Genomic DNA, 25,641 nt, shown 5'->3' on the forward strand with positions numbered 1-25,641 from the left:
TGCCAAGCCATGGTCATCGCTTGGGCCGTGCATCAGGCCGCATTCTGGATCTTGTTCAGGTTCAGTTCGTCCACCTTCTGGTTGTAGAAAGTGATGACTTCCCTGCGCCGGAGCATGCCCAAAAGTATTTTCGGGTCCTTGGCATCCACGACCGGCAGGCTGTCCAGGTTCTTGCGGGTGAACTTGTTCATCACCGTATGCAGGTCCTCGGCCAGATTGGTGCTGATCATGTCCCGGGTGGCAATGTCCTTGACCACGACCAGGTCCTCGATTTCCGGAGAGAACAGGACGCTTCGAAAATCGGTGTTGGAAAAGATTCCGCTCAGGGCCCCATTCTTGTCCACTACCGGGAAATACTGCTGGTTGGTTTCACAGAAAAAGCGCTTGAAGTCACAGAAATTCATGCTTTCCGGGACGGTTTCCACCTTCCGGATCTGATCGCTGAGGTCCTGAACCCGGTAGGATTCCAGGATGTTGACAAAGAACTCTCCTGCATGGGCCGGGGAAGCGGCCCGATTCTTGACCTGCTCTTTGTAGATGGTGAAGCCCTGGGAGAAGTGGTAGCACAACAGGCAGACCAGCAGGCTGGGCAGGAGGAGGTGATATGAGTTGGTCATCTCACTGACGAAAATAATGGTGGAAATTGGGGTGTTGGACACCGCGGTGAAGAACCCGGCCATGCCGACCACAACCATGGCCCCGGGAGGGACCAGGCCGGGAATCAGGACGGCGAATATCTTGCCCACTGCCCCGCCCAAGGCCCCGCCGATGACGACGGAAGGACCGAACACACCTCCGCTGCCCCCGGAGCTGATGGTAAAGGAAGTGGTCAGGATCTTGCCGAAGGCCACGCCCAGAAGGAGCATGATGCCCAATTCATTGAACAGGCCCTGCTGGATGACCCCGTAGCCGAAGGACAGGGTCTCGGGGAGGAAAAAGCCGATGATTCCGGTGATCAACCCACCGATTGCCGGCTTGAAGTGTTTGGGGATGTGTATTTTTTCAAAGAGATTGTGCACCCCGTAGAAGGACTTCACATACAAGAAGCCCCCCCCGATAAGGACAAAGGCCAGGACTGTGTACGGCCCCAGCTCCCAGGGAGAAAGGAATTGAAAGTCCGGAGAGCTGAACACGGCCCCCCAGCCGAAAATGAGGCAGAATACGCAGTAGGCGACAACCGAGGCTATGCCGGTGGGAATGAGCACGTCGGCCTCGAACTCGGGATCCCGGTACAGGACCTCGGCGGCAAAAAGGGCTCCAGCCAGGGGGGCGCGGAATATACTGCCCACCCCGGCGCCGACCCCGGCTGCGAGCATGATCCGTCGTTCCCGTTCGCTGAGGTTGAGCTTGTAGGCCAGAAACGAGCCGAAACCGGCTCCGATCTGGGCAATGGGACCTTCCCTCCCTCCTGAACCGCCGGAGGTCAGGGTTATGGCCGAAGCAATGGTTTTGATGATCGGGACCCGTCCCCGGATGGCCCCTCCTTTGTTGTGATAGGCGTCGATGGCCGCATCAGTGCCGTGCCCTTCGGCTTCCGGGGCAAAGGTATAGACCAGCCACCCGCTGACCAGTCCGCCCAGGGCGGGGAGAAAAAGGAGGACCCAGCGGTTGAAGGGGGTTGCCGTGGGGTGGAAGAGCTCCGGCTCCCCCGCCGGGGCAGGGGGACGGTATCCGGCCAGGAAATCCAAGAGGTAATGGGTCCCCACATTACAGAGAAACTGAAACAGGACGGAGCCCAGACCGGCAATGATGCCGATGAGCACGAAATAGGACAACCAGGTGCCGGAGAGGTTGAGGGGAAACGTTTCGCTGAAGCGGGCAAAAAAGGACTTTTGTGGCGAGATGTGCGAGTTGCTCATAGCAGCCAACTGTGTGGAGTCATGCTTTGCAAGTGTAGATAAAGGTTTCCGGATCGCTGAGCATGGTGCGGGCCTGGTCGATGTCCCGGTGGATTTGGGACTTGAGTTCCTCGATCCCTGCAAACTTCTGTTCCGGCCGGATGCGTCGAACGAAATTGATCCGCAGATGCTTATCGTACAGGTCGCGGGCAAAATCCAGGATGTGCACCTCCACGGACAGGGCATTGGTCCCAAAGGTGGGGTTGTGGCCCACGTTGGCCACGGCCGGAAGGATATCCCCCTCCAGTTCGGCCCAGACGGCATAGACCCCGGGCTGGGGAAAGAGCTCGTCCACCAGCTTCAGGTTGGCCGTTGGAATGCCCAGAATGGGGCCTCCTCTTTTGTGTCCCTGGATGACGGATCCTGAAACCTGGTAGTAGCGGCCCAGCAGGGGCCTGACCTGTTCAACCTGTCCGTCCTGGACCAGGGTGCGGATCCGGGTGGAGCTGACCACATCCCCGTTTTTGTAGACCGGCTCGATCTTCTCCACGGCAAACCCGTGCCGCTGTCCAAGCTCTGTCAGCAGTTGGTAGTTGCCTCGCTTTTCCTTGCCGAAGACGTAGTCGTGGCCGATGATCAGGGCCCTGGTCTTTAGCCCCTGGACCAGGTAGAGCTGGACAAACTCCTCAGGGGAGAGCTGAGCCATCTCCTTGGTAAAGGGCAGACACACGGTGTGATCCAGGCCGATGGCGGACAGGAGAGACATTTTCTGGTCAATCAGGGTGATGAACGGTGGTGTCTGGCCCAGGATGACCCGCAGCGGATGGGGGTCGAAGGTGACCACAATGCTGGCCAGTCCGAGCTCTCTGGCTCGTTCCTTGGTCCGGTGCAATAGGGCCTGGTGGCCGAGGTGCACGCCGTCGAAATTGCCGATGGTCACGCAGGAGCCGTGTTTGAGGTCGTCGGAGGAAAGCTCGGAAATGGTGTGTACTACGTTCATTGCCCGTATCCTTGCAAGGCCCAGAAAGGGCGGGTTGCCCATGTGCTACCCCAAAAGAATCCGCATAGCAAGTAGCCAGCCGGGGATGAAAACCGACGGATGCGGGGGTGAAAGTATAAGATTCTGAAATCAAAAGATAAAACAAAAATGAAAAATTTTGGCCCGCAGGGCTTGCCAAACGGCATCATTTGAGATAGAAAATCGCTTTGCGCCGAAGTGGTGGAACTGGTAGACACGCTAGGTTCAGGGTCTAGTGGGCATTAGCCCGTGGGAGTTCGAATCTCCCCTTCGGCACCATGTACAAAAAAAGCTCCGAAGTCTTGATCAAGACTTCGGAGCTTTTTTTGTTTCAAGACCGAGTTTGCCCCCGGATCGGTCCAGCCGTTCAGATCTGGTTTTCCCGGCTAAGAGCAGCATGCATCAGGGGGCAGAGATCCTGCGCAGACCAGGGTCATGTATGTTTTTGGGAGGGCAGCCAGCCTGGTTGCCCTCCTTCTGCGGGATCGAAAGAGTACTACCCTTGAATCCAGCTTTTGATGTCCTCCTTGGAGGGCACCTTGCCCACTACTTTGACCTCACCGTCCACCACCACGGCCGGAGTGCCGAATACTCCGTACTTGGCGATATCCATGGTCCCGGTCATCTTTTCCACCTTGGCCTCAACGCCGGCTTCCTGCACTGCTTCCTTGACCAGTTTTTCCGTCTGTTCACATTTGGCGCACCCGGGTCCGAGAACCTTGATATCCATAGCTCACCTCCTGTTGGAATTTACGTTTGTATCAAACGATAAATGCGCCATAGACCATGCCGGTGATCGTGGAGAGGACGACAATCAATCCAGCAAATGTTCCTGTCTTTTTCCAGCCCATGACGCTGCCGATAACGATCAGGTTGGGCAGGGACAGGGCCGGGCCGGCCAAAAGCATGGTCAGGGCCGGACCCTGGCCCATGCCTGAGCCGAGAAGTCCCTGCAGGATGGGGACCTCGGTCAGGGTGGCGAAGTACATCAGGGCCGAGGCCAGGGCGGCGATGACATTGGCCTGCAGGGAGTTGCCGCCCACCAGGTCGGCAATAAACCGTTCCGGAATCAGGGCCGTTTCGCCGGGCCTTCCCAGAAAGAAACCGGCAAAGAGCACCCCGGCGAAAAGCAGGGGAAAGATCTGCTTCATAAAGCCCCAGGTGGACTGGACCCATTCCCCAAGCTCCTGGCGCTCAAACCAGGATTTGAGCATGAATCCCAGAACTATCAGCAGACCGGCGGTCACAAACCACTTAAACTGAAAGATGGCCTGCCACAATGCAGCAGCATCCTGGGCCGGCTTGGCAAAGGCGGCAAAGATGAGAATAAAGACCAGGACCAGCATGTACAGGCCGTTTTGGAGCAAAGAGCGGCCCGTATCTTCATCTTCGGGAAGGTGCATCTGCCCGGCCTGGCGCTGTTGGTCTTCTTTGCGAAATATGAAATGCATGCAAAGACCTATAATGGCCGCAAAGGCTATGGCCCCGATGGCCCTGGCCAGGCCCAGCTGCCAGCCCAGGACCCGGGCGGTGAACACAATGGCCAAAACATTGATGGCCGGACCGGAATACAGAAAAGCCGTGGCCGGACCGATCCCGGCCCCTCTGGAGTAGATGCCGGCAAACAAGGGCAGGACGGTGCAGGAGCATACAGCCAGAATAGTCCCGGAAACCGAGGCCACAGAATAGGACAGAAACTTGTTGGCCTGGGCCCCAAAGTATTTGATCACTGAAGCCTGGGACACGAATACGGCAATGGCCCCGGCGATAAAAAAGGCCGGGATGAGGCAAGTCAATACATGCTCCCGGGCATACTCCCGGAGCATCATAAAGGCCTCTAAACCGGCCTGACGAATGACTTCATGATTCCAGGGCACATAGTAGGCAACCAGAAAAAACGCCACCAGGAGCAGTAGCTTATACCGTTCCTTCATGTTCATCTCCCACTCCTTCAAGTCTTTAATCACTATTTGGCAAAACAGCCAAAAAATTTCAGTTCTTTCGGAGTTCCTCAACGGCCGGACTCAGCCCTGGCATTAAACAAGATTCCACTATGTGCGTCATTCCCGCGAAGGCGGGAATCCAGAGCAGACAGAACGGCTTCCCCTGGATTGCCCGGAGAGTCTGATCCCGGTGTATTCGTATGACCCAGGCCGGGCAATGACCAAGAGGGGGGTAACCCGTTCATATGCGATCACGCCCGGTCTCTGAAGCCGGCTGTGGCACAGATTTCAAATTTGTAGCCACCGACTACAGACTCTTGTCCTCTATCCGCTCCGGCAAGTTCAGAACGAAATCCCGTATCTCGTCCCTGACCCGGCGATAGATCTGCAGTGCGCCTTCCTCGTCTGGGGCGTTCCTGGCCAGGCTGGGAGGGTCGTCAAACCCCTGATGCAGGCGAATCACCTGTCCGGGAAAAAATGGGCAGCTCTCATTGGCAGCATCGCACAGGGTGATCACGGCATCAAAGCTCTGATCTGGCAATTCATCGATTGTCTTGGACTCCTGCCCGGAAATATCCACCCCGGCTTCGGCCATGACCTTGATTGCTCTAGAGTCCACTCCATGCTTGATCACCCCGGCTGAGACAGCTTCAATCTGCTCATGAAGCAGATGCCTGGCCCACCCTTCGGCCATCTGGCTGCGGCAGGAGTTGCCGGTGCACAAAAAAAGAACCTTCTTTTTATCCATATTGGCATGCCTTCTCTACGGTCTGAAGTCCTTGTACAGCATTTTGGACTTTTGCTGTGAGCTTCTTCTCGCTTCTTCATTCTTCGCTATGCGCCATGCCCTATGCGCTCTGCGCACCAACTGTGAACAGTGAACCAGAACTATTGACCCTTATACTTCCATTTCAAACTGGGCCAGATACTGCTCCATTTGCTCCAGATTATCCGGTTCAATATGCGGGCAGTCCTCTGGGGATTTGGCTCCTTCAGCCACCAGTTTAGCCAGAACCATGCACGTAGGCTGACCGCACTCCTTGGAACATTGGGCATTTGTTGGCAAGAGCTTGAGAACTTTCAGGAGTTGGGGCTGTCCCCTGGCTGCGTATCGGGGTTCAATCTCATCCCGCCTCTCCCAGATATCGTTGATCTCGCTTTGCAGCCATCGACAGATCTTTTCAGCCTCTTCTTCGTCCTGCAGGGCGTTGATGGCAATCTTGTCCGGGTGCACGGTGATCAATTTCCCGTGGGCTTTGAAGGTTACCGAAGGCGGTTCCCTGGTAAAGGCATCTCCACCCAGTTCGGCGTTCAAATAGGGAATGACCTCCGAGATATCCTGATCCAAATGGGCAAAGCAGTGCACGCTCTGGGCCTGAGTATTGCACTTGGACCGGAAGATTTCTTTTGTATAACTTTCCAACAACATAACCCACCCCCAGGTCTTTAATGACGTTGACAGTCATCAATGCACTGAGCATTGCCAAGCCTTTCTGCCTCATCCTGCAGGCAATGCAACTGGCGCTGCACATTGGTCCGAACCATGTCTTCAAGGCAACGGAAGAATCCGAGCACACACGGGGCAGCCAATCGATAATGCATCTGGGTGCCCTTCTTTTCATAGTCCACGATTCCGGCTTCCCGTAAGATGGACAGGTGCTTGGAAACCGTAGAGATGTCGGCACCTATCATTTCGGTCAGCTCGCATACGCATCGATCCTGCCTGCTCAATTCATCGACGATGAACAACCGGCTTGGGTGTCCCAGGGCCTTCATGATCCTGGCCCGAGCTTCATAGCGGTCTCGGATGTCTTGATTCATGGCCACCTCAATTTTGTATTTGGCATAATAACCAATGATACGGATTTGTCAATGCCAAATCTGAATTAGAAAAATTTGTTTGCTTGTCCGGGGCCATAACTGACCTCGAAAACAGGAACTCAATGCTCCTGTAACCGCTTTTCCACCTTTTTTCCCAAAACATTTTGCATAAAGTCCAGGGCCTTGTCCCGGTCCTGGTCCAAAACTATGGACAGCACCTCCTGGACTTCTGCGGCTGATAACCCGAGTTGGATGTTTTTCACTCTGTGCATAGAGGACCTCCAAATTCTCTGGTGCATCAACAGGAAGTTGCACTCCACCGGAAAAACAGTATTTTTGTACTCCCCATGTTTATTTGGTAAAATAGCCAATATAAGCTGATTTGTCAACATGGCTTGCACCCCTGATCCTCAGTTCCGGTATCGCTTGGTCTGTGTATGCTAATCCCAATGCTCAACCATACATGCGCATCGTTTGATCATTTGCCACCAGATCTGCTGCCTGTTGAACAGCATCCCCCCGTGACATTTTCCTGCTTTTTTGCGGCGTTGTTCTCCTCGGTTTCGGCCTTGTTCTTTTCGTTTTCCTCCTGCTCAGGCAGCGTTTCCTCAAGCTCGATGCTGCAGCAGCCCGAACCGCCGCCGAATATTTTCTTTAAAAGCCCTTTTTTCTTTTCTTCAGACATCATCTGCCTCCTTTTCAGTTTTGCTAGAGGATTATGTTAAACACATACCCGCCGGTCACAGCAGTGATAAAAATCACAGCCACCACCGAGACCAGCAGGCGCTTTTTGAAAATACCTGCCAGCATGGCCATTTCCGGAATCGCCATGCCGGCCCCGCCGATGATCAGGGCAATCACCGCCCCCATGCTCATGCCTTTTTCGAGTAGGGCTAGGCCGATGGGGATGGCCGATTCGGCCCGGATATACAAGGGAGCCCCGATGACTGCGGCCGCCGGTATGGCCAGGGGATTGCCCGGCCCGGCCACGCGGACGATCCATTCCTGGGGGATGTAGCCGTAGATCACAGCCCCTATGCCCACGCCGACCAGAAGATATATCATCACCCCCCGGAAATCAGACCAGGCTGTGGCCAGGGCCGCCCTGAGTCTGCCCGGAAAAGAAGCCGGAATCTCCGGCTCCCCGCCCTCGCAGCATCCTTTTTTGACCCGCACGTTTTTGACATATCCCGCCCCGCCCCATTTCTCCAGGATGATCCCGAAACACACGGCGCCGGCAAAAGTGATTGCAAAATAGATCAGGCAGGCCTTTATCCCCATCAGGACCGCAATCATTCCAATGATAATGGGGTTGAGTAGCGGAGAGGCGATCACAAACGACATGACAGAGCCAAACGGCACTCCGGCATTCAGGAAACCAAGCGTCATCGGTATGGTGGAGCAGGCGCAAAAAGGGGTCAGAGAACCGGCCACCGCCCCGAGTACGTTGCCTGCCGCCCCCCGCCTGGCAAGCCACAGCCTGAGCTTGTTTTCGGAAATATACATCAGAATCAGGGCGACAATTACGCTGATCCCGATAAAGAGCACAGTGAGCTCGGCGGTGATAACCGCAAAATATTTCAGCGAGGTGATCAAATTGTTCATGATGCATACCTTTTAAAATAGTTGTCAATGTCAATCATTTGTCCAAAAAAAAATCACTCCTTTGCCGCTGCAGCCACCCTGGAAAAAACCGTCGCGATCTCCCGGCCTGACAAATCGGAAATTTTGGCTACAATCTCTTCAAACTGCTGCTGATAGCGCATATCCGCGGATTCCAGAACCTGCTTTCCCTTGTCCGTGATCCCAATACAGCATATCCGACCGTCTTCGGCAGACCGCAGTTTTTTGATGTAACCTTTTTTCTCCAGCCGGTTGACCACTCTTGTGGCCCCGCTCTTGCTGAAGCCCAGGCGCCGGCTCACCGCCTGCACGGAACAATCCGGGGTGGCCGAAACCTTGTCCAATGCGATGAATTCGGGCATGGACAGATCTTCGCAGCATTCCCCGTTCAAGCCTTTGGGACCGAAGTGCCAGGCAATTGCGGCAAGCGTGCTGCCGGGTTCTGACAACATTGCTCTTCCCCCTTTGGATTTGGAAAAATCTGGCTGTCGGCCGTTTATGCCGGAAAGCAACCTCCGTCATATGCAGCATTTTTAATATAAAATTTTATTTGACGTTGTCAACCTTTTTTTGAAACCACCTAGCGATTGCCCCTGGCGAATTGCTTTTTCTTCGTAGATCCTTTCTTGACACTAATGCTCCACTGCAATATCAATATTTCGTCTTATTGCTAATTATACAAAAGCGGAGACGCCATGCACCAACCGCTCTCAATCCTGAAAGCTCTGGCAGACGGCAATAGACTCCGGGTAACTGCCGCCTTGATGGACCATGAGGAGCTGTGCGTATGCCAAATCACTGAGCTGCTCCAACTGGCCACAGCCACAGTATCCCGGCATATGAGCATCCTGCACAACGCACATGTAGTCCAAAGCCGGAAAGTAGGCCGCTGGGTCTACTACCGACTGACTAATGAGTTTCCTGCGCTGCTCCGCCAGTGGCTGACCCGGGAGCTGGCAGAATCACCTCAACTCATACAAGACCGCAGGGATCTGGCCACCATCCTTTCTTATGATCCAGAGGAGCTGTGCAGGATGCAGAAGCAACGCTCGCACTGCGACACCCATGAATAGCATTTCGGAATTAAGCGGGGTAAACCCTGGGAACGAAGACAGGAGAAAGCTTGTTTTTCCCCTAGATTGCCCGGCGAGCCTGATTCCGGTCTATTCGAATCTCCGGGCCGGGCAATGACGGAGAGAAGGATCACACGTTTCATATATGATCAATCCGGCAAGCCCGAAACCCGAACCGATAAGCAACTCGAGAGTCAATAGTTCTTTCAAAGCTAGTTGTTTTTTATTGACTATAGCTGACACCCAAGCTGGATACTACAGTTTTTGTCCTACCGTAATGTTTTTCTTCTTGTGACCGTAAACCGTGAACCGTGAACCCAGTTAAATGGAGAAATATTTAACCGCAAGCCTGGAACCTTGAACCCTCAAGTAACCAAGGAGGCACAAAGTAATGTCTGAAGCCAAAAAACTCCCCTTTCTGGAACGCTTTTTGACTCTGTGGATCTTCCTGGCCATGGCCTTCGGGGTCTTTGTCGGCTACCTCTACCCGGCCATCACCGATGCCATGGACTACGTGACCGTGGGTACGACCAACATGCCCATTGCCATCGGCCTGATCTTGATGATGTACCCTCCCCTGGCCAAGGTCCGCTACGAAAAGCTGGGTGAGGTGTTTAAGGATGTCAAGATACTCTCCCTGTCTTTGGTCCAGAACTGGATCATCGGACCCATTCTTATGTTCCTGCTGGCCATCGCCTTTTTGTCCGGTCATCACGAATATATGGTCGGCCTGATCATGATCGGCCTGGCCCGTTGCATCGCCATGGTCCTGGTCTGGAACGATCTGGCCAAAGGGGATGCCGAGTACTGCGCCGGTCTGGTGGCCTTTAACTCGGTTTTCCAGGTCCTGTTCTTTTCTGTCTATGCCTGGTTCTTCATCACCATCCTGCCCGGATGGTTCGGTCTGGAAGGGGCGGTGGTGGATGTGACCATCGGCCAGATCGCCGAAAGCGTGTTCATCTACCTGGGCATCCCGTTTGTCGCCGGAATCATCTCCCGCATCATCGGACTAAAGACCAAGGGCGAAGACTGGTACATGCACACATTCATCCCCAAAATCAGCCCCATCACCCTGATTGCCCTTTTGTTCACCATTGTGGTCATGTTCTCTTTGAAAGGCGAATTCATCGTCCGCCTGCCTCTGGACGTGGTCCGCATCGCCATCCCCTTGTGCGTGTACTTTGTGGTCATGTTCCTGATCACGTTTTATATGTCCATGAAGTTCAATGCCACCTACGAGCAGACCACTACCCTATCCTTTACCGCAGCCTCCAACAACTTTGAGCTTGCCATTGCCGTGGCCATCTCTGTGTTCGGCATCAACTCCGGAGAGGCCTTTGCCGCAGTGATCGGCCCCCTGGTGGAAGTCCCGGTCCTCATCGGCCTGGTCAACGTGGCCTTATGGTTGAAGCAAAAATACTTTCCCTATGCAGTGGAGACCCTCACCGGAGTCTGCCATGTAACCTGCAAGCCGGAATAAGGAGATAGAACAATGGCTGAAGATCACAGCTTAATCAACGTAAATGGGATCAAAATCGGAATCATGGGCCTCAAGCAAGCCCTGGAGGAGGCCTATGCGCAATATGGAACATCTTTCTCTGATGAAGAGCTGAAAGCAGAACTGCTGGCCAGGCTGAAAAAGACAAATTACATCCCGGCCAAGGCAGAACAGGAACATGCTCAGGCCTTTGTCCGGGAATACAAAAAGTTCGCCGGACTCCCTGTGCAGGAAGAGCGATCCGGGCTGGAAATCAAGGTTTTCGGACCGGGATGCACTCAGTGCGATCAGTTGGAACAGCAGATCTTCCAGGTCCTGTCCGAGCTGAACTTGACTGCCGCCGACGTGGAGCATGTCCGGGACCCCAAGGAAATAGCCAAGGCCGGGATTATGGGTTCGCCCGGTTTGATGATCAATGGAGAAGTTGTGGCCGTGGGCAAGGTTCCCAGCAAGGAAAAGCTGAAGAGCATACTTCAAAAAGAGTCATAGCGATCTCTGATTTTCCGGTTCATGTACGCCCCGACACAACCTCCCTTCCCTGACACTCGCAGGGAAGGGAGGTTGTCTTTTAGCCTATGTATCCTCTATATGGGCAGCCCCAGCCAGGCAAACACACCGCACATCTTCAGCCCCATGTAGAACATGACAATGATAAACAGATACTTGAGCTGCTTGGCAGGTATGAGATGGGCTGACCTGGCTCCGACAAAGGCCATGGGGATGCTGCACCCGGCCAGGAGGATCCACTGTAGCCAGTTCACATACCCAGTGGAGTACGGAGGGAGGCCCTGCACCCCAAGACCATTGAGCATATAGGCCAGGACCCCGCCAATGGCGGCAAACATCATCAAGGCTGTGGACGTGCCCACCGCCTGGTGCATTTTAAATTTCAAAAAAACGACCATGACCGGAATCATGAGCACACCGCCGCCGATGCCGATGATTCCGGAGACGATGCCCAGGACGATACCCCAGAATACGTAAGTGATGATGTTTTCTGAAGGCTTGTCCTCTGCCTTCGGCGGCTTGGCGGTCAGCATCCGGATTGCGCCGGCAATGATGGCTATTCCAAACAGCTTGGTCAGAATGCCCCCCGGCAAATGGGCGGCCAGAAAGCCTCCGAAAAAGGCCCCGATAGCGGCGATAATCCCCAAAATCACGCCCTGCTTCCAGAGCACTGCACCCTTAAAATGATGGGTCATGGCGCCGCTGAAGGCTGTGGGAAGGACAACCAGCAAGTTGGTTCCAAAGGCGATGCGGATGGCTATAGTCGGGTCCACCCCCATGGATTGCAAGACCCAGAACTGAACCGGGACCATCATGAAACATCCGCCCACCCCCAGGAGGCCGGAAGCAAATCCGACGCCTACTCCGGTTATGAGCAAAGCGATAATGTGCACGGTTTGAATTTCCATTTCTCAACGACCTCCTTTTTGTGCAGTTTGCAATTTCTGAAACAATGTTTCAGAGGCGAGCAACGAAGTGACGACTTCTTCAGCTTCACCTCTATAGTTTTCCCAAACCCTGATCCCATGCCTGATAAGCCATTCTTTGCACTGCTTCTGTATCCCTCCGCAGATCAGAATATGTATATCTGAATCGGCTAATTTCCGGGCCAAACCCATGGGATGCTCAAAGCACGATTGTCCAATCCGCCAGATGTGCTTCTTGCAGATCCCCTGATCGTGGACCTCATAAACTGCAAGAGTTGAAGAACTCCCAAAGTGGGGCGATATTCTGGAACCAAAAAGAGGAACACCCAGGATCATAGCTGCTCCCGAACAATATTTCAGATTTGCCGGAGGCAAAGCTGCATCAGCATGAAGATACCCACTGCGAAGCAAGCTCAATGCCATAAAGGCATCAACTTCTACCTTGAAGTAATTAGCAAAAGATAACAATATGTTATGCAATGAAGGAAGAACGGTTTGCAACAAAAGAAGGAAGGAATGTGTTTCAAGTTCTGAAACGGTTTCAGGCGTGTTTCAGGTCAGCTTTGCCTCCGGCAAATCTGACACGTTTTTTGGGCCACACCGCCCATCTCTCGCATAGGAGCACGAGTTTCCAGGAGGTACTTAAGTTGGGTTTTAGTGTGGCGCTGTAATGTTATGTGTCCTACAAGTATAGGTTGACAATGGGATTGTAACATGTTACACACCTAAAAAAATAAGGACAGGAAGAAATGGGCACGCATGTAAAGGAAAGAATGAAGGAATATAGGGAACGCCTAAGGAAGTCTGGTTTGCGGCCAGTACAAATTTGGGTTCCTGATACCAAGGCTCCAGGTTTTGCTGAGGAAGTACGAAGGCAATCGTTGCTTGTTTCCCAAAGTACTGATGAAAAGAAGATTATGGACTGGGTTGAGCAGTCAGCCGACTATGAGGGATGGGCATGGGAGGATTAAAAAGGGGAGACATCGTTTTGGCTGTTGCTCCTGGCGCATATGGGAAACCCCGTCCTGCTGTTGTTGTACAGACAGATTTTGCTAATGAGACGCACAAAAGCATAGTCGTGTGTCCCATGACCAGTTATATCCAGGAAGCCCCTCTTTTTAGGCTTGATGTTCAACCTTCGAAGGAAACTGGATTAAACAAGAAAAGCCAAATTATGGTGGATAAGATTGTCGCATTGCCCAGAGATAAAATTGTACATGTTGTTGGAAAGTTAGATGAAGAAGGTGTCCTGAGCCTTAATCGGTCATTGGTTTTCTGGTTGGGGTTGGGATAGAAAGACGTGATTGATTGAAATTTATGAAACGTGATTGGCTATACCGAGAATTCCCAGTCTTTTCATCCGCCGCCAGAGGGTGCTGCGGCTGATGCCCAGAGCCTTGGCCGCTTGTTCCCGGTTCTGTCGGCAGTGGTGAAGCACGGCCTGGATTCTTTCCGCCTCTTCCTGGTCCTGAGCGGACAATTCAGAGGGCTGCGATGAGTTTCCGTGAACAATCTCAGAGGGAAGATGCTCCAGCTCTATGTGTGGTCCCTTGCAGGCAATAAAGGCAAACTCAATGGCGTTTCGCAGTTCCCTGATATTGCCGGGGAAAGAATACGAAACCAGGGCATTGAGGGCCTGGGGACTTATGCCCTGAATGTCTCTTCCCTGTTGGAGGTTGAGCTGGGCAATGAAGCGATCCACAAGAAAGGGGATATCTTCCTTACGTTCCCTTAAGGGAGGAAGATCCAGGGTAACCACATTGAGCCGATAAAAGAGGTCTTCCCTGAATTGGCCCTGGGCAACCAGCTCCTTAAGCTGAAGGTTGGCCGCGGCAATGACCCGAAAATCGGATTTCACGCTTTGAGTCCCGCCGACCGGAGTAAATTCATGACTTTCCAGGACCCGCAGCAGGTCGGATTGAAAGGCAAATGAGGTGGTGCCGATCTCGTCCAAGAACAAGGTCCCCTGATCAGCGGACAAAAAATATCCGGACTTGTCCCGCACCGCCCCAGTAAAAGCCCCTTTGACGTGCCCGAAAAGCTCGGCTTCCAACAGGCTTTCCGGCAGGGCTGCACAATTTACGGCTATGAAAGGGCCTTTGGCCATGGGGCTCAAATTGTGAATGGCCCGGGCCACAAGCTCTTTTCCCGTGCCAGTCGGTCCCTGGAGAAGCACTGAGCTGCCGCTTTCAGCCACATCGGGCAAAAAGGAGAGAATGGCCTGCATTTTGGGATGCTTGCCCACTATATCCTCTTTCACATACTTCTGGTCGATCTGACGCCGCAGCTCTTCCAGGTCGGAAAGGTCCCGGAAGGTCTCCACCCCGCCGATAACTTCCCCGGCATGGCTTTTCAGGATATTGGTGCTCAGCCGGATTGGCTTTTGCTCCCCCTGCTTGGTGATAATCTGAGCCGGGAGATTGATCTGCGGAGTCTTTGTGGAAAGTGTCTTACCCAGCGCGCAGTCCCGTTCGCAAATATCGGCTCGAAAGATATCGAAGCAGTATTGCCCAATAGCCTCCTGCTGGGTAAAACCGGTGATGTTTTCAGCGGCCCGGTTAAATGAGGTGATCCGCTTGTGAGTATCGATGGTGAACACCCCGTCGCTGATGCTTTCCAATATAGTGCAGCAGGGAGCCGGAACGACAGAGGTGATGTCACAAAAGGCGGAACCATCCTGGATGTGGTCAGAGGCCTGTTTGTTTCTGTGCATGAGCTGATATTCCTGAGTATAACCAAAAATAACAACAAAACCTGGTATGAAACCAGGTCCTGCTTTGTTCGTCATTCCCGCGCAGGCGGGAATCCAGAGCAGATAGATTGACTTTCCCCAGGCAATGACAGGGAACGGTGGCCGTGAGTTTCATCCTGGATCAAACTGGCGGCTCCATACGAAGAACAAATAACTGATAACGAATAACTGGCCCGCCAACGGCGGGGCTGACTTAGGATAGCCAAAGCCCAAGCAGGGGGCAACCAGTTTGCAATCGGGTTATACGCAGTGATAGAATCTTTCTATGAGCAAATCCAATCCAATATTCAAGCTTCCAATTCTTGCTCTATACAGCATAATCCTTTTCAGCAGCGGCTTTTTTTTACCTGGCTGCAAAGGGGAAAACACATCAAAGCAAGACACCGTGGTCGTTGATTTCGACCAGGTTCTGCCCGAAACCGAACCACGAGCCGGCCAGGAAAACCGTAAGCAACTGCGCATAGCTGTGGGAGCCATGATTTCCCCGCGCGAGACCTATACACAATACAGAGAGCTCTTCGCCTATATCAGCCGGCGTATGGACCGGGATTTGGCTTTTGTCCAGCGCAAGACCTATGCCGAAATCAACGAGTTGTTCCGCAAGGGCCGCCTTGACCTGGCCTTTATCTGCTCCGGGCCTTACGCTCTGGGACAAAAGGACAGCGGCTTCGACCTTCTGGTCGCGCCGCAGGTCAATGGCAGTCACTTCTACCATTCCTATCTGATCGTAAATGAGGATTCTCCTTTCCAGTCCCTCCAAGACCTGGAAGGCAAGGCCTTTGCCTTCACTGATCCGCACTCCAATTCAGGTCACATTGTCCCCCTTTATTGGCTGCATCAGATGGGCACCAGGCCGGAGGAGTTCTTTGCCCAAACCATTTACACCTACAGCCACGACAACTCCATTCTGGCCGTGGCTAAGGGTCTGGTGGACGGAGCGGCGGTAGACAGTCTCATCTGGGAGTTCATGCGCCAAAATGGATCGGACACCGCCAGACAGACTCGGGTTATACATAAATCTGAGTCGTTTGGCATTCCGCCGCTTGTGGTTTCATCGGACATGGCAGCTGAGCTGCGTAAGCGTTTGGAAGATCTGCTGCTCTTTATGCATACCAATGAACGGGGAAAAGAAATTCTGTCCAGACTGCATATCGAGCGGTTCATCCATCCTGAAGATTCATGGTACGCTCCTATCCGCACCATGGCACAGGAGCTGGGGAAAGAGGAGATCAATGCGGATATCGCCCAAAACCCTTAAGGGAAGTCTGCTGCTGGCCGTGACAGCTCTCGTGGTTGCCAGTACCCTGCTTGTGGCAGTCCTCGCCTCGCAGCGCTACGCAGGGGCTCTGAATGAAAACCTTAAGGCCCAGGCTGAAAACCAGGCTCATTCCCTGTCCCTGCAGGTCTCAGACCTCATTTTGATCAATGACCTCGTGGGATTGCAAAAGGCCTTGACTTATCACGTCCAGAGCCATCCCAATGTGGAATACGCCTTTGTTATCCGCCAGGGGAAGGTCTTGGCCCATACCTTTGAACAGGGTGTTCCCCGTAATCTCATCGATGCCAACAGCCCCCCGGAGCAAGGCGTGCCCGGGCTGCAGCGCGTGGTCTCCAAGTCCGGAGCAAAGGACATTTTGGACCTGGCCTGGCCAGTTTTTGAGGGTAAAGCGGGCACACTGCGCATGGGGTTCGATCGGGGCGCGCTTGTCACCCGCATGCAGGAACTGTGGCTGGAGATCGCCCTGGTCACTCTGGCCATTCTCATTTCGGCAGTTATTGGCGGTCTTTTTTTCATGCGCCGCATCACCAAGCCCCTTGAATCCCTGGTCCAGGCCACCCAGGCCATGGACAGAGGCCGGTTTGATATCCGGGTCCAAACCCAGGGCAAGGATGAATTCGCCTCCCTGGCCAAATCATTTAATAATATGGCCGCCCGTCTGGGTCGGTACACCACAAGCCTGCAGAAACAGGCTGAAAGCCTGGAACAGATGCACAACCAACTGTCCACAGCTTATGATGTTATCCGGACAGTATCCGCCCAAACCCGACTGGACACAATCGGCAAATACCTTTTGGGCCAGCTCAAGGAAATCCTGACCTGCAAGGAGATGGTCCTTTTGCTCTGCAATCCAGACAAAACCCGCCTCGTCAGGCTTTCAGATCAGGGTGTGGCAATCAAAAACAATCAGCAGGAACTGGATGAACTCGAAACAGCTCTGCAAGGCCTGCCCTCGCACTCGGTCTGCAAAGCAAGTCGCATCGGTCTGCCTTTGATAGATCAGCCCATTTCCGAATCCCCTGCCCAGGCAATCATTCCCTTTGACAGCCATGAAAACATCTTCGGAGCCCTGGTCATCGCCTGCCCCGGAGACTGCGAGTGCGATTTCAAAGAAGCCGACTTGGTGTCTCTGATTATCGCCCATACGGCGGAAAGCATTTTTCGGGCTGTCAGGCAGGAAGAAGAGATGCAGGACCTGCAATCTCTCCTGGAAGGGCATCCGGTATATGGAAATATAGTGGGCAAAAACCCGGTCATGCAAAAGGTCTTCAATCTGATCGACGAAGTGGCCCCCACCGGGGCCACGGTCCTGATTAGCGGTGAGAGCGGAACCGGCAAGGAGCTGGTGGCCAGGGCCATTCACGACAAAAGTCCCCGCAAAGACAAACCCTTTGTGGTCATTGACTGTTCCGCATTCCCCTCCACCCTGATCGAAAGCGAGCTCTTCGGTCATACCAAGGGAGCTTTTACCGGAGCTACAAATGCAAAAGCGGGTCGGTTCGAACAGGCAGACGGGGGGACGGTTTTTCTGGATGAAATAGGCGAGGTCCCGTTGGAGCTGCAAGTTAAGCTGCTTCGCGTCTTGCAGACTCAGAGGTTCGAAAGACTTGGCGGCAGACAGACCATTGAGGTGGACATGCGCATCATTGCAGCCACCAACAAGGATCTTCTGGAAGAAGTCAGGGCCGGCCGGTTTCGGGAAGATCTCTATTACCGGCTGGAAGTGATCCCTATTCATCTGCCGCCCCTGCGATCCCGGGGCAACGATGTGGCCCTATTGGCTCGGCACTTCCTGTCCCTGTTTGCAGCCAGGATGGAAAAACAGATTCAGGACATAAGCTCCCAGGCCATGCGCCTGATTCTGCGCTATCCCTGGCCGGGCAATGTGCGGGAGCTGGAAAATGTCATGGAGCAGGCGGTGATCATGGCCAGGGGAGACCGCCTCCTGCCCGGAGATCTACCGGACAAGCTCCTGGAGCCAAGCCCCAAAACCACGCCGGAAAAAGAAATGTGGTCCCATGAGCGGGATCTTCTGGTTCAGACCCTGGATGAATGCGGGTGGAACAAGAAGCTCGCAGCTGAAAAACTGGGGATTGGACGAAGTACGCTGTACAGCAAGCTCAAGCGGTACAATCTCCAACAGCAAAACGAGTGAAGCTCACCTCTTTTTCAATCCTTGGCCCTGGACACCCCAACCTTTGTGTCCACAATCGATACATAGTCGTATCTGCCTGAAAACACAAAAATATACCGACACGGTATGTTTTTGTGTTTTGGATGTGGACACCCAAATCCCTGAGCCTTTTGGTAGACCAGCTTAGGGGCGGACCTTGCTTGCCTGAAATCTTATCCCGTTAGGGCATTTCACTGGGTGTCCTCTCAGGTACATGAGGGCGAATGATTATTCGCCCCGACTCATTCTCGTTCGCCACTTTCATACTGGATCAAACCGGACGTCTGCGGTCAGCGCCGGTGCTGACCTGTGTCGAGTGCAGAAACAGTTTGTGCACGCAACCCCACCAGGGCCTGTCCATGTGATCTTTCCTCCTTCGACTCCATCCACCTTTTTCTGGAATAAATTTTGCTTTCACTAGATTGTTCGGGCAATGACGGAGGGATGGTAACACGATTCATTATATGATCTATCCGGCAAATTTTCTTTTTTTGCCTGCTTTGGGGCAAAAATAGTTCAGATTTGCCGAAGGCAAAGCTGAATATGGACAACATGAAAGCTGACCTCAGGCTGATCGACCTGGGCCTGACCCCAGCAGACAGAAAAGCTATAGATGATATCCTTCAAGAAATTGGGGGATACAGAGAGTCAGTTGATTCTATGACTGCTTGTTTTCACTTTGCGGAAGATGCAGACGGGCCGTTGTCCCTGATCATAGATATTGATGCTGTACCCGTAGATGACCAGCTTTTACATCGCATTAACAAACTCAACCCTTATTGCAGAGTCCTTATTCTGTCCACCAGATCCTTTCATCCGGAACTCAAAGAATCACTTCGCCGCAATATATTTGCGGTTATCAATAAATCAAGCACTCATAATGAACTTCACACCTGTCTTCAAGCCCTTTTGGAAAGCAGCCAGATTCCTGGTTATACCGGTAAGAACCGTGATAAATGAATTCTTATGCATCACAAACAAAGGGATTGCTTATGAAACGAACATCCGGTGATCCACAATCTGCGCCTTGCACATCACTCACCCGCAGGACCTTTATCAAAGGCTCTCTGGCCGCTGGAGCGATGGCCAGCAGCATGCCCGCCCTGCGCGCTTTTGTGCGTGCTGACCCGGCCGAAGCAGCCGTCCCCGGTCAAGCCGGAGAGTGGCTGCCGGCCAACTGCCAGGGCTGCACCTCCTGGTGCTCCAAGCAGGTTTATGTGGTTGACGGCCGGGCGGTGAAGGTCCGCGGCAACCCCCATTCCAAGGTGAACATGGGGGCAAGCTGTCCCAGAAGTCACCTTGGGCTGCAGCAGGTCTACGATCCGGACCGGATCAAGGTACCCATGAAGCGGACCAACCCTAATAAGGGAAGAGATCAGGACCCGGGCTTTGTGCCTATATCCTGGGACGAGGCCCTGGAGACAATCGCCGACCGGATCATGGACCTGCGTAAAAAAAATGAAACCCACAAGTATATGCTCATGCGCGGCCGGTATACTTACATGCGGGACGTGCTCTACGACTCCATGACCAAGATCATCGGCTCTCCGAACAACATATCCCACAGTACCCTGTGTGCCGAGGGAGAGAAGTTCGGACCCTATTACACCGAAGGACTTTGGGCCTACAGGCAATACGACATTGAAAACACCCGTTACATCCTGCTCTGGGGGGCGGACCCCCTGGCTGCCAACCGCCAAGTGTCCTATTACAGCTACGCCTGGGGCAATGCCCTGGATCGGGCCAAGGTGGCCATTGTGGAACCCAGGCTCTCGGCCACCGCAGCCAAGGCCGATGAATGGCTGGCGGCCGAACCCGGCCAGGACGGGGCCATTGCTGTGGCCATGGCTCACGTCATCCTCACCGAGGGCCTGTGGTACCGTGATTTTGTCGGTGATTTTACCGACGGGGTGAACCGCTTTGCCCAAGGTCAGGCAGTCGACGAAACGCTTTTTGAGGAAAAATACACCCACGGTCTGGTCAGGTGGTGGAACCTGGAGGTTAAAGACAAGACTGCCGAATGGGCCGCGGACAAGGCCGGGATATCCGCCGAGCAGATCCGCAGAGTGGCCATAGAATACGCTCAAGCCGCACCGAATGTCATGTCCTGGGTCGGGGGCGGGCCGAGCATGCAGGTCCGCAGCGCCTATGCCTGCATGGCGTGTCATGCCTTAAACGGTCTGACCGGAGGCGTGGACAATGTGGGCGGCACCCTGAAGGCGAATACGGTCTATACCCAAGGCTTTCCAGATTACTCTGAGTACTTGGACGAAATTGCCAAACAGGGCAAGGAGCACGAGAAGATCGACCAACGCGGCAGATTGGAATTTCCTTGCCTCAAGGAAGGCAAATCTGGAGGTGGGGTGAACACCAACCGAGCTGCTGACGGAATAATCAATGAAGATCCCAATGAAATAAAAATGGCCATCGCCTACATGAACAACTTCAACTTCTCGGCCCCTGAAGGTCAGCGCTGGGATAAGGCCCTGGCCAAGATCCCCTTTCTGGTGCACATCACCACCAACGCCTCGGAGTTCTCCTGGTTCGCGGACATCGTCCTGCCGGACACCCATCATCAGTTCGAGAAATGGGGCTACACCAAATCCCACGGCCATGGATACCGCCATGTGGTCCTGCAGCAGCCTATCATCGACATGCCCTTTGACTACAAGATAGACGAAACCGAAATTCCTTTTTTGCTGGGCAAGAAGCTGGCGGATAGAGGCTTTGACCTCCTGCACCGTTATCATGTGGAAAAATTCAAAGACCCGGAAACAGGCAAGACGCCAACCAACGAGAAGGAGTTCGCCGAGTACGCAGTCAAAATCGGAACCGAAAAACTGTGGAACCCGGCCAAATGGGAGGGTGGAGACAAGATAAACGGCTGGGAGGAGTTCAAGAAAATCGGGGTCTCCAACTCCGATCCCTATCCATACCGAAAGCGTTGGGGAAAAATGAATACCGAGACCGGCATGTTCGAGTTTTACTCCGAAACTCTCAAGAAAGCCCTGGAAAAACACGCCCAAAAACACGGAGCCAGCGTGGATCATGTCCTGGAAGTCTGCAATTACCAGGCCCGGGGCGAATTAGCTTTTGTCCCCCACTACGAAGAACCTTATGTGCACGGCGATCCGACTGAGTTTCCCCTGGTCTTTGTGGATCACAAGGCCAGGCTGAACCGGGAAGGCCGGAGCGCCAACTGCTCCTGGTATCATGAACTCAAGGACCTGGACCCCGGTGAAGCGAACTATGCCGATGTGGCTAAAATCAATCCCCTGGACGCCAGGAAGATGGGGCTTGAAGACGGGGACACCATTAAAATCGTCTCTCCCTCCGGAGAAATCGAGTGCACGGCCAGGCTCTGGGAAGGGGTCCGGCCGGGTACTGTGGCCAAGTGCTACGGTCAGGGGCATTGGGCTTATGGCCGCCTGGCGGCCAAGGTCTTCGGTAAGCAGCCGCGAGGTGGGAACAATAACTACATCATCCCGGCCGACTACGACCGATTAAGCGGCGCTTCAGCTTATTACGGAACCACCCGGGTCAAGATCGTCAAGGTCTAAGGAGGACACAGGCATGACAAAATGGGCCATGGTCATCGACCATCAAAAATGCGTGGGCTGCGGGGCCTGCATCATCGGCTGCAAAACCGAGAACAACACCCCGGAAGGCATATACTGGTCCTATAAAATTACTGAGACAGTGGGAACATTTCCCAGTGTCCGCTACCACTACATCCCTACTCTGTGCAATCACTGCGACAACGCCCCCTGCGTGCGGGGCTGCCCCACAAAAGCCCTGCATAAGACCGAGGACGGCATCACCATGCATGATCCAGATAAGTGCATCGGCTGCAAGTACTGCATGTTCAACTGCCCGTACGGGGTCATTTATTTCAACTGGCGCAAGCCCCACCCGGAATGGCGTTCGCAGGAGGTGCTCATAGAGGGCTGCACCAGCTCGGCCCAGGAGATGGCGGACAAGGTCAAGGGCCGGGTTACGCCCTACTACAACCCGGAACGGGAAAGCACCCTGGACGGTATTCGGCCCAAGGGGGTGGTCGAGAAGTGCACCTTCTGCGACCACCGTTTGAAAAAGGGGCTTTTGCCGGCCTGTGTGGAGGCCTGCCCTGCGGATGCGCGCATTTTCGGAGACTTGAACAACCCCTCCAGTGCGGTGAGCCGGCTGCTGGGCAAATACAGGTCCTACCGGCTCAAGGAGCATTTGGGAACCAGCCCCAAGGTGTTCTACATCCGCAGCTTTAATCCCGGAGCCTACATCCAGACCAAAGGAGAGGTCTCATGAGCGGCAAAAACACATTATTCATCCCCTGGATGATCCTCCTTCTGGCCGGCATTGCCGTCGGCCTGGGTACAGCTGGCATTCTTTTGGTCAACGGCCATTACCTGTTCAATGCCAACGATGTCTTGATCTGGACCTTGCCCCTGGGGGCCTATGTCTTTTTGGCCCTGACCAGCACCGGACTAGCCTTGGTATCTTCCATGCCCCTGGTCTTCAACCTGGAACAATACGAGGGTTTGGCCAAGCGGCTGGTCTTTTTGCTCGCCAAGCTGTGGCGGATGCATAAAGGCGACTGGCACTCCGCCTCCAGCCGCTTCCTGGGCATCGCTTCCATGCTCACCGGAGTCTTCGCCGCTCTGATGCTGGGCTCGGTCTTTGGCCTGACAGAAGCCAGGCCGACCTATTTCGGGCCTTTCATTTCCGTGTTCTGCCTGGTTATCGCCCTGCTCTCAGGCATGGCTATGATCATTTTGTACATCAACATCTGCTCCCTGATAAAGAGATCCTGTTCCCAGGTGACCGATACGGCCATGAACATGCTGGCCCGCAAGTTCTCTTTTGTCATCGGGCTGACCCTGATCTTTTACTTTCTGAAGCTGGCCATGGCCTCTGGATCCACTTACCCGGAGTTCGCCACAGCCATCAATTTCAGTCTCATTCTATTTCTGGTTGTCCCTTATGTGCTCATGATCAGCCCGGGACTGCGGCGCACCGCCTGGGCCAAGACTTTAGCCTCGGCAGTCACCCTGATCGGCATCTTTGCTGTTCATATGCAGATCCTCATCGGCGGCCAGGTAAGGCCGGTCGGCCCCAAGGCCGAGGGGTTACCTGAAATCCTGACCTATTTTCCCAGCATTTGGGAGATATTAGTAGTTGTCTTTGCCTTGTGCGTTATGCTCCTGTTGTACACTTTGGGCGAGCGGTTCTTGCGGCTGGATGACACGCCTCATGGTCAGTCGGCGTAAGGAAAGTTTTCAGTGTTCGGTGTTCAGATTTGCCGGAGGTCCCGCCAACGGCGGGACTGAACAACAATTATCCGGAGTTTTTCAATGTCTGTGCATATTCTGCCAGAAAAAGATCAGGCTCTGTATAACGTCCTGTCCCTGGTCGCCAGCTGCTTTTATCGGCCGACTCCCGAACTCCTGGAGGACCTGCAAACCTTGCCTGAAATTGTCACATTTTTAGATCCTGAAATGGCCGATGCAGCCGATCGGATGCTGACTGAAATCAAGAATCAGAACCTGGATGAGCTGCTCAAGGAGTACTCCCGGCTGTTCATCGGCCCTTTCCAGCTCGAGGCCCCGCCTTTCGGCTCGGTCTACTTGGAATCAGAGGGCCGGTTGATGGGCCAATCAACATCAGAAGTCAAAAGGATGTATAAGGAGTGCGGTCTGGATCTCTCCCCTGACTTCAAAAGCCCGCCGGACCATGTGGCTGCTGAGCTGGAGTTTCTGGCCTATCTTGGTTTGCAGGAGAACAGCAGCCAGGATGAAGAACAAAAAATGTTCTATCAGCAGCAACGGGCCTTATTTCTGCACCGCCATATCGGGTACTGGTTTCCTCTGTTGGCCGAAAACATTGAAAAGCATACGTTTCAACCTTTTTATATGGAATTGAGCCGCTTGACCAGACAATTACTGGAGCTGGCCCAGGCCGATTTGGAAGTCTGGTGTACAAGCAATGATTAGCTCAACAGAGAAATGGTGCATACCAGGCAGGGGGTGCTTATGCGCAGCATCGTCATTCTCGGAGCCGGAACCGCCGGAACCATGATGGCCAACAGACTATGCCACAGTCTGCGTCATGAAATCGAAACCCATGATATTTCCATTACTGTTGTGGATCAGAACCGGGGAGCATGTGTGCAATGAAAAAGGCATCGAGGTGGTCCCTGAGTTCGCTCTCAGTCACGTGGACAACGAGAAACAACAGATGGTTCCTCTCAAAAATCTGCGCATGAGCTGAGCCCAAAAACGTGAAAAGCATGAGTCCCCCCCCCCCGGGTAGTTAGGTGGTTACCTCACACACCAGCTACCACGGAGGAACTCATGCTCGTGTCCCAGTTGATCAAATCTACACTTGATATTCAAGGACTTCGTGTCAGCCAGGTCCAGGGCGATACGAACGCGATCATCGTGGACATTGTCCCGGATCGTCGTCACTCGCTCTTTTGCAGCTCTTGTGGAAGAGTTTCCAGGTATCGGGATACTCTCTCTGTTCGTCATTTTGGGCATATTTCCCTCTGGGGCATCCCCGTATGGCTCCGGGACAGTCCACGGAGAGTGCGATGCGAGCAGTGTGGCATCAAGGTTGAGTATTTTCCCTGGAGCACTGGCAAACAGCGGTTTCATCATTTTTCCTTGCCAATGCTCATCTTTTTACGTAAAATTTTGTGTGATCAAAAGGGGCCGCGGCCAGCCTTGGGCCATAGTCTTCCGGGTTGCAGCGTATGCGTTGTAACCCTTTTTTCTTGGTCAGGTTTGCCCTGGCAAACCTGACATATTTTTGCCTCAAGCCGGGGAAGTAAGCAATCGAATCGGAGGCAGAATGGACCGGAAAACCAGAAATGAACTCCAAGCGGCGATAGAAGAACAGATAGAGGCTGTGAGTCGGGAGTTGGCTGAGATGCAGGAGCGGGCCAAAACCGTTGATCTGGATCAGCCCATCGGCCGGCTGTCCAGAATGGACTCTCTGACCAATCAGGGTATCCTGCTTTCCAGTGTGACCAAGGCCAAGACCAGACTGGCCAGGCTGAAACAGGTGCTCAAGAATATCGATGGCCAGGAATACGGACTGTGCAGAGAATGCGGAGAAGAAATCGGAATACAGCGGTTGAAGGCCCTTCCGGAATCTGAGTTGTGTATAGACTGTGCCCAATGACGTGTCGGTTC

General features: G+C 53.7%; 28 protein-coding genes and 1 tRNA gene. 15 read left to right on the forward strand and 14 right to left on the reverse strand.

What is annotated here, in order from left to right; translation table 11 throughout:
- Positions 1 to 32 precede the first annotated feature (32 nt).
- Both N902_RS0103880 and N902_RS16285 read right to left on the reverse strand, forming a co-directional pair.
- A complete protein-coding gene (locus N902_RS0103880; protein WP_051564247.1) occupies positions 33 to 1,859 on the reverse strand; it encodes a chloride channel protein in 1,827 nt (608 codons plus the stop codon).
- Positions 1,860 to 1,878: 19 nt separating this feature from the next.
- A complete protein-coding gene (locus N902_RS16285; protein ID WP_034621529.1) occupies positions 1,879 to 2,838 on the reverse strand; it encodes a bifunctional riboflavin kinase/FAD synthetase in 960 nt (319 codons plus the stop codon).
- A 210-nt stretch (positions 2,839 to 3,048) separates the two neighbouring features.
- Here N902_RS16285 and N902_RS0103890 point away from each other — a divergent pair.
- A tRNA-Leu gene (locus N902_RS0103890) sits at positions 3,049 to 3,135 on the forward strand.
- A 217-nt stretch (positions 3,136 to 3,352) separates the two neighbouring features.
- Here the strand turns inward: N902_RS0103890 and N902_RS0103895 are convergent.
- The 9 genes from N902_RS0103895 to N902_RS0103935 form a co-directional block, all read right to left on the reverse strand.
- Positions 3,353 to 3,586, reverse strand: a complete 234-nt coding sequence (locus N902_RS0103895) for a thioredoxin family protein (protein WP_027369869.1) — start codon at positions 3,584 to 3,586, stop codon at positions 3,353 to 3,355.
- Between the two features lie 31 nt (positions 3,587 to 3,617).
- Entirely contained in the window at positions 3,618 to 4,790 is a 1,173-nt protein-coding gene (locus N902_RS0103900) for a permease (RefSeq protein WP_027369870.1), read from the reverse strand.
- Between the two features lie 316 nt (positions 4,791 to 5,106).
- A complete protein-coding gene (locus tag N902_RS0103905; RefSeq protein ID WP_027369871.1) occupies positions 5,107 to 5,547 on the reverse strand; it encodes an arsenate reductase ArsC in 441 nt (146 codons plus the stop codon).
- 150 nt (positions 5,548 to 5,697) lie between these two features.
- Positions 5,698 to 6,228, reverse strand: a complete 531-nt coding sequence (locus tag N902_RS0103910) for a (Fe-S)-binding protein (RefSeq protein ID WP_027369872.1) — start codon at positions 6,226 to 6,228, stop codon at positions 5,698 to 5,700.
- Positions 6,229 to 6,245: 17 nt separating this feature from the next.
- Positions 6,246 to 6,620 (reverse strand): ArsR/SmtB family transcription factor, encoded by a 375-nt coding sequence (locus N902_RS16290; protein ID WP_084287727.1) that lies wholly within the window; start codon positions 6,618 to 6,620, stop codon positions 6,246 to 6,248.
- Between the two features lie 119 nt (positions 6,621 to 6,739).
- A complete protein-coding gene (locus N902_RS19615; RefSeq protein WP_153304131.1) occupies positions 6,740 to 6,892 on the reverse strand; it encodes a hypothetical protein in 153 nt (50 codons plus the stop codon).
- A 206-nt stretch (positions 6,893 to 7,098) separates the two neighbouring features.
- Entirely contained in the window at positions 7,099 to 7,305 is a 207-nt protein-coding gene (locus N902_RS19970) for a hypothetical protein (RefSeq protein WP_027369874.1), read from the reverse strand.
- A 23-nt stretch (positions 7,306 to 7,328) separates the two neighbouring features.
- Positions 7,329 to 8,225 (reverse strand): permease, encoded by an 897-nt coding sequence (locus tag N902_RS0103930; RefSeq protein WP_027369875.1) that lies wholly within the window; start codon positions 8,223 to 8,225, stop codon positions 7,329 to 7,331.
- A 53-nt stretch (positions 8,226 to 8,278) separates the two neighbouring features.
- Complete coding sequence (locus N902_RS0103935; protein WP_027369876.1) at positions 8,279 to 8,695, reverse strand: MarR family winged helix-turn-helix transcriptional regulator; 417 nt, start codon at positions 8,693 to 8,695, stop codon at positions 8,279 to 8,281.
- A 243-nt stretch (positions 8,696 to 8,938) separates the two neighbouring features.
- Here N902_RS0103935 and N902_RS0103940 point away from each other — a divergent pair, with 243 nt between their 5' ends.
- The 3 genes from N902_RS0103940 (at position 8,939) to N902_RS20105 (ending at position 11,303) form a co-directional block, all read left to right on the forward strand.
- On the forward strand, positions 8,939 to 9,316 hold the full coding sequence (locus tag N902_RS0103940; RefSeq protein WP_027369877.1) for an ArsR/SmtB family transcription factor: 378 nt from the start codon (positions 8,939 to 8,941) through the stop codon (positions 9,314 to 9,316).
- A 391-nt stretch (positions 9,317 to 9,707) separates the two neighbouring features.
- The gene (gene arsB / locus N902_RS0103945) at positions 9,708 to 10,796 is read left to right on the forward strand and encodes an ACR3 family arsenite efflux transporter (RefSeq protein ID WP_027369878.1); all 1,089 of its coding nucleotides are present in this window, start codon (positions 9,708 to 9,710) and stop codon (positions 10,794 to 10,796) included.
- Positions 10,797 to 10,808: 12 nt separating this feature from the next.
- Positions 10,809 to 11,303 carry a thioredoxin family protein gene (locus N902_RS20105; protein WP_208596258.1) on the forward strand — a complete coding sequence of 165 codons (495 nt, stop codon included), beginning with the start codon at positions 10,809 to 10,811 and terminating at the stop codon, positions 11,301 to 11,303.
- Positions 11,304 to 11,398: 95 nt separating this feature from the next.
- Here N902_RS20105 and N902_RS0103955 read toward each other — a convergent pair whose 3' ends face one another.
- Together N902_RS0103955 and N902_RS0103960 are read right to left on the reverse strand one after the other, a co-directional pair.
- Positions 11,399 to 12,229 carry a sulfite exporter TauE/SafE family protein gene (locus tag N902_RS0103955; protein WP_027369880.1) on the reverse strand — a complete coding sequence of 277 codons (831 nt, stop codon included), beginning with the start codon at positions 12,227 to 12,229 and terminating at the stop codon, positions 11,399 to 11,401.
- 3 nt (positions 12,230 to 12,232) lie between these two features.
- A complete protein-coding gene (locus tag N902_RS0103960; RefSeq protein ID WP_084287731.1) occupies positions 12,233 to 12,670 on the reverse strand; it encodes a NifB/NifX family molybdenum-iron cluster-binding protein in 438 nt (145 codons plus the stop codon).
- Between the two features lie 326 nt (positions 12,671 to 12,996).
- Here N902_RS0103960 and N902_RS0103965 point away from each other — a divergent pair, with 326 nt between their 5' ends.
- Positions 12,997 to 13,218 (forward strand): antitoxin MazE family protein, encoded by a 222-nt coding sequence (locus tag N902_RS0103965; RefSeq protein WP_027369882.1) that lies wholly within the window; start codon positions 12,997 to 12,999, stop codon positions 13,216 to 13,218.
- The gene (locus N902_RS0103970; RefSeq protein WP_034621531.1) at positions 13,206 to 13,541 is read left to right on the forward strand and encodes a type II toxin-antitoxin system PemK/MazF family toxin; all 336 of its coding nucleotides are present in this window, start codon (positions 13,206 to 13,208) and stop codon (positions 13,539 to 13,541) included. Before N902_RS0103965 ends, N902_RS0103970 begins: the two co-directional genes overlap by 13 nt.
- 21 nt (positions 13,542 to 13,562) lie before the next feature.
- On the opposite strand, the gene N902_RS0103975 is transcribed toward N902_RS0103970, so the two are convergent.
- Positions 13,563 to 14,960, reverse strand: coding sequence for a sigma-54 interaction domain-containing protein (locus N902_RS0103975; RefSeq protein ID WP_084287734.1), 1,398 nt, complete (start codon positions 14,958 to 14,960; stop codon positions 13,563 to 13,565).
- Positions 14,961 to 15,384: 424 nt separating this feature from the next.
- Here N902_RS0103975 and N902_RS0103980 point away from each other — a divergent pair, with 424 nt between their 5' ends.
- From N902_RS0103980 to N902_RS0104025, 9 genes are all read left to right on the forward strand, one after another.
- Positions 15,385 to 16,257: a substrate-binding domain-containing protein gene (locus tag N902_RS0103980; RefSeq protein ID WP_161635152.1), complete on the forward strand. Its 873-nt coding sequence runs from the start codon at positions 15,385 to 15,387 to the stop codon at positions 16,255 to 16,257.
- Positions 16,232 to 18,433, forward strand: a complete 2,202-nt coding sequence (locus tag N902_RS20570; RefSeq protein WP_161635153.1) for a sigma 54-interacting transcriptional regulator — start codon at positions 16,232 to 16,234, stop codon at positions 18,431 to 18,433. The genes N902_RS0103980 and N902_RS20570 overlap by 26 nt, the downstream gene beginning before the upstream one ends.
- Before the next feature lie 561 nt (positions 18,434 to 18,994).
- Positions 18,995 to 19,411: a hypothetical protein gene (locus N902_RS0103990; protein WP_027369887.1), complete on the forward strand. Its 417-nt coding sequence runs from the start codon at positions 18,995 to 18,997 to the stop codon at positions 19,409 to 19,411.
- Between the two features lie 32 nt (positions 19,412 to 19,443).
- A complete protein-coding gene (locus tag N902_RS0103995; protein WP_051564251.1) occupies positions 19,444 to 22,011 on the forward strand; it encodes a molybdopterin-dependent oxidoreductase in 2,568 nt (855 codons plus the stop codon).
- 13 nt (positions 22,012 to 22,024) lie between these two features.
- Positions 22,025 to 22,753 carry a 4Fe-4S dicluster domain-containing protein gene (locus N902_RS0104000; protein WP_027369889.1) on the forward strand — a complete coding sequence of 243 codons (729 nt, stop codon included), beginning with the start codon at positions 22,025 to 22,027 and terminating at the stop codon, positions 22,751 to 22,753.
- Positions 22,750 to 23,715, forward strand: coding sequence for a polysulfide reductase NrfD (locus N902_RS0104005; protein ID WP_027369890.1), 966 nt, complete (start codon positions 22,750 to 22,752; stop codon positions 23,713 to 23,715). Before N902_RS0104000 ends, N902_RS0104005 begins: the two co-directional genes overlap by 4 nt.
- Positions 23,716 to 23,799: 84 nt before the next feature.
- A complete protein-coding gene (locus N902_RS18575; RefSeq protein WP_051564253.1) occupies positions 23,800 to 24,438 on the forward strand; it encodes a TorD/DmsD family molecular chaperone in 639 nt (212 codons plus the stop codon).
- A 39-nt stretch (positions 24,439 to 24,477) separates the two neighbouring features.
- Positions 24,478 to 24,621, forward strand: coding sequence for an FAD/NAD(P)-binding protein (locus N902_RS19620; RefSeq protein ID WP_208596259.1), 144 nt, complete (start codon positions 24,478 to 24,480; stop codon positions 24,619 to 24,621).
- Between the two features lie 676 nt (positions 24,622 to 25,297).
- A complete protein-coding gene (locus N902_RS0104025; protein ID WP_027369892.1) occupies positions 25,298 to 25,630 on the forward strand; it encodes a TraR/DksA family transcriptional regulator in 333 nt (110 codons plus the stop codon).
- The last annotated feature ends 11 nt before the right edge of the window (positions 25,631 to 25,641 follow it).

The sequence above is a fragment of the Desulfovermiculus halophilus DSM 18834 genome, assembly GCF_000620765.1.
GTDB classification, from domain to species: domain Bacteria; phylum Desulfobacterota; class Desulfovibrionia; order Desulfovibrionales; family Desulfothermaceae; genus Desulfovermiculus; species Desulfovermiculus halophilus.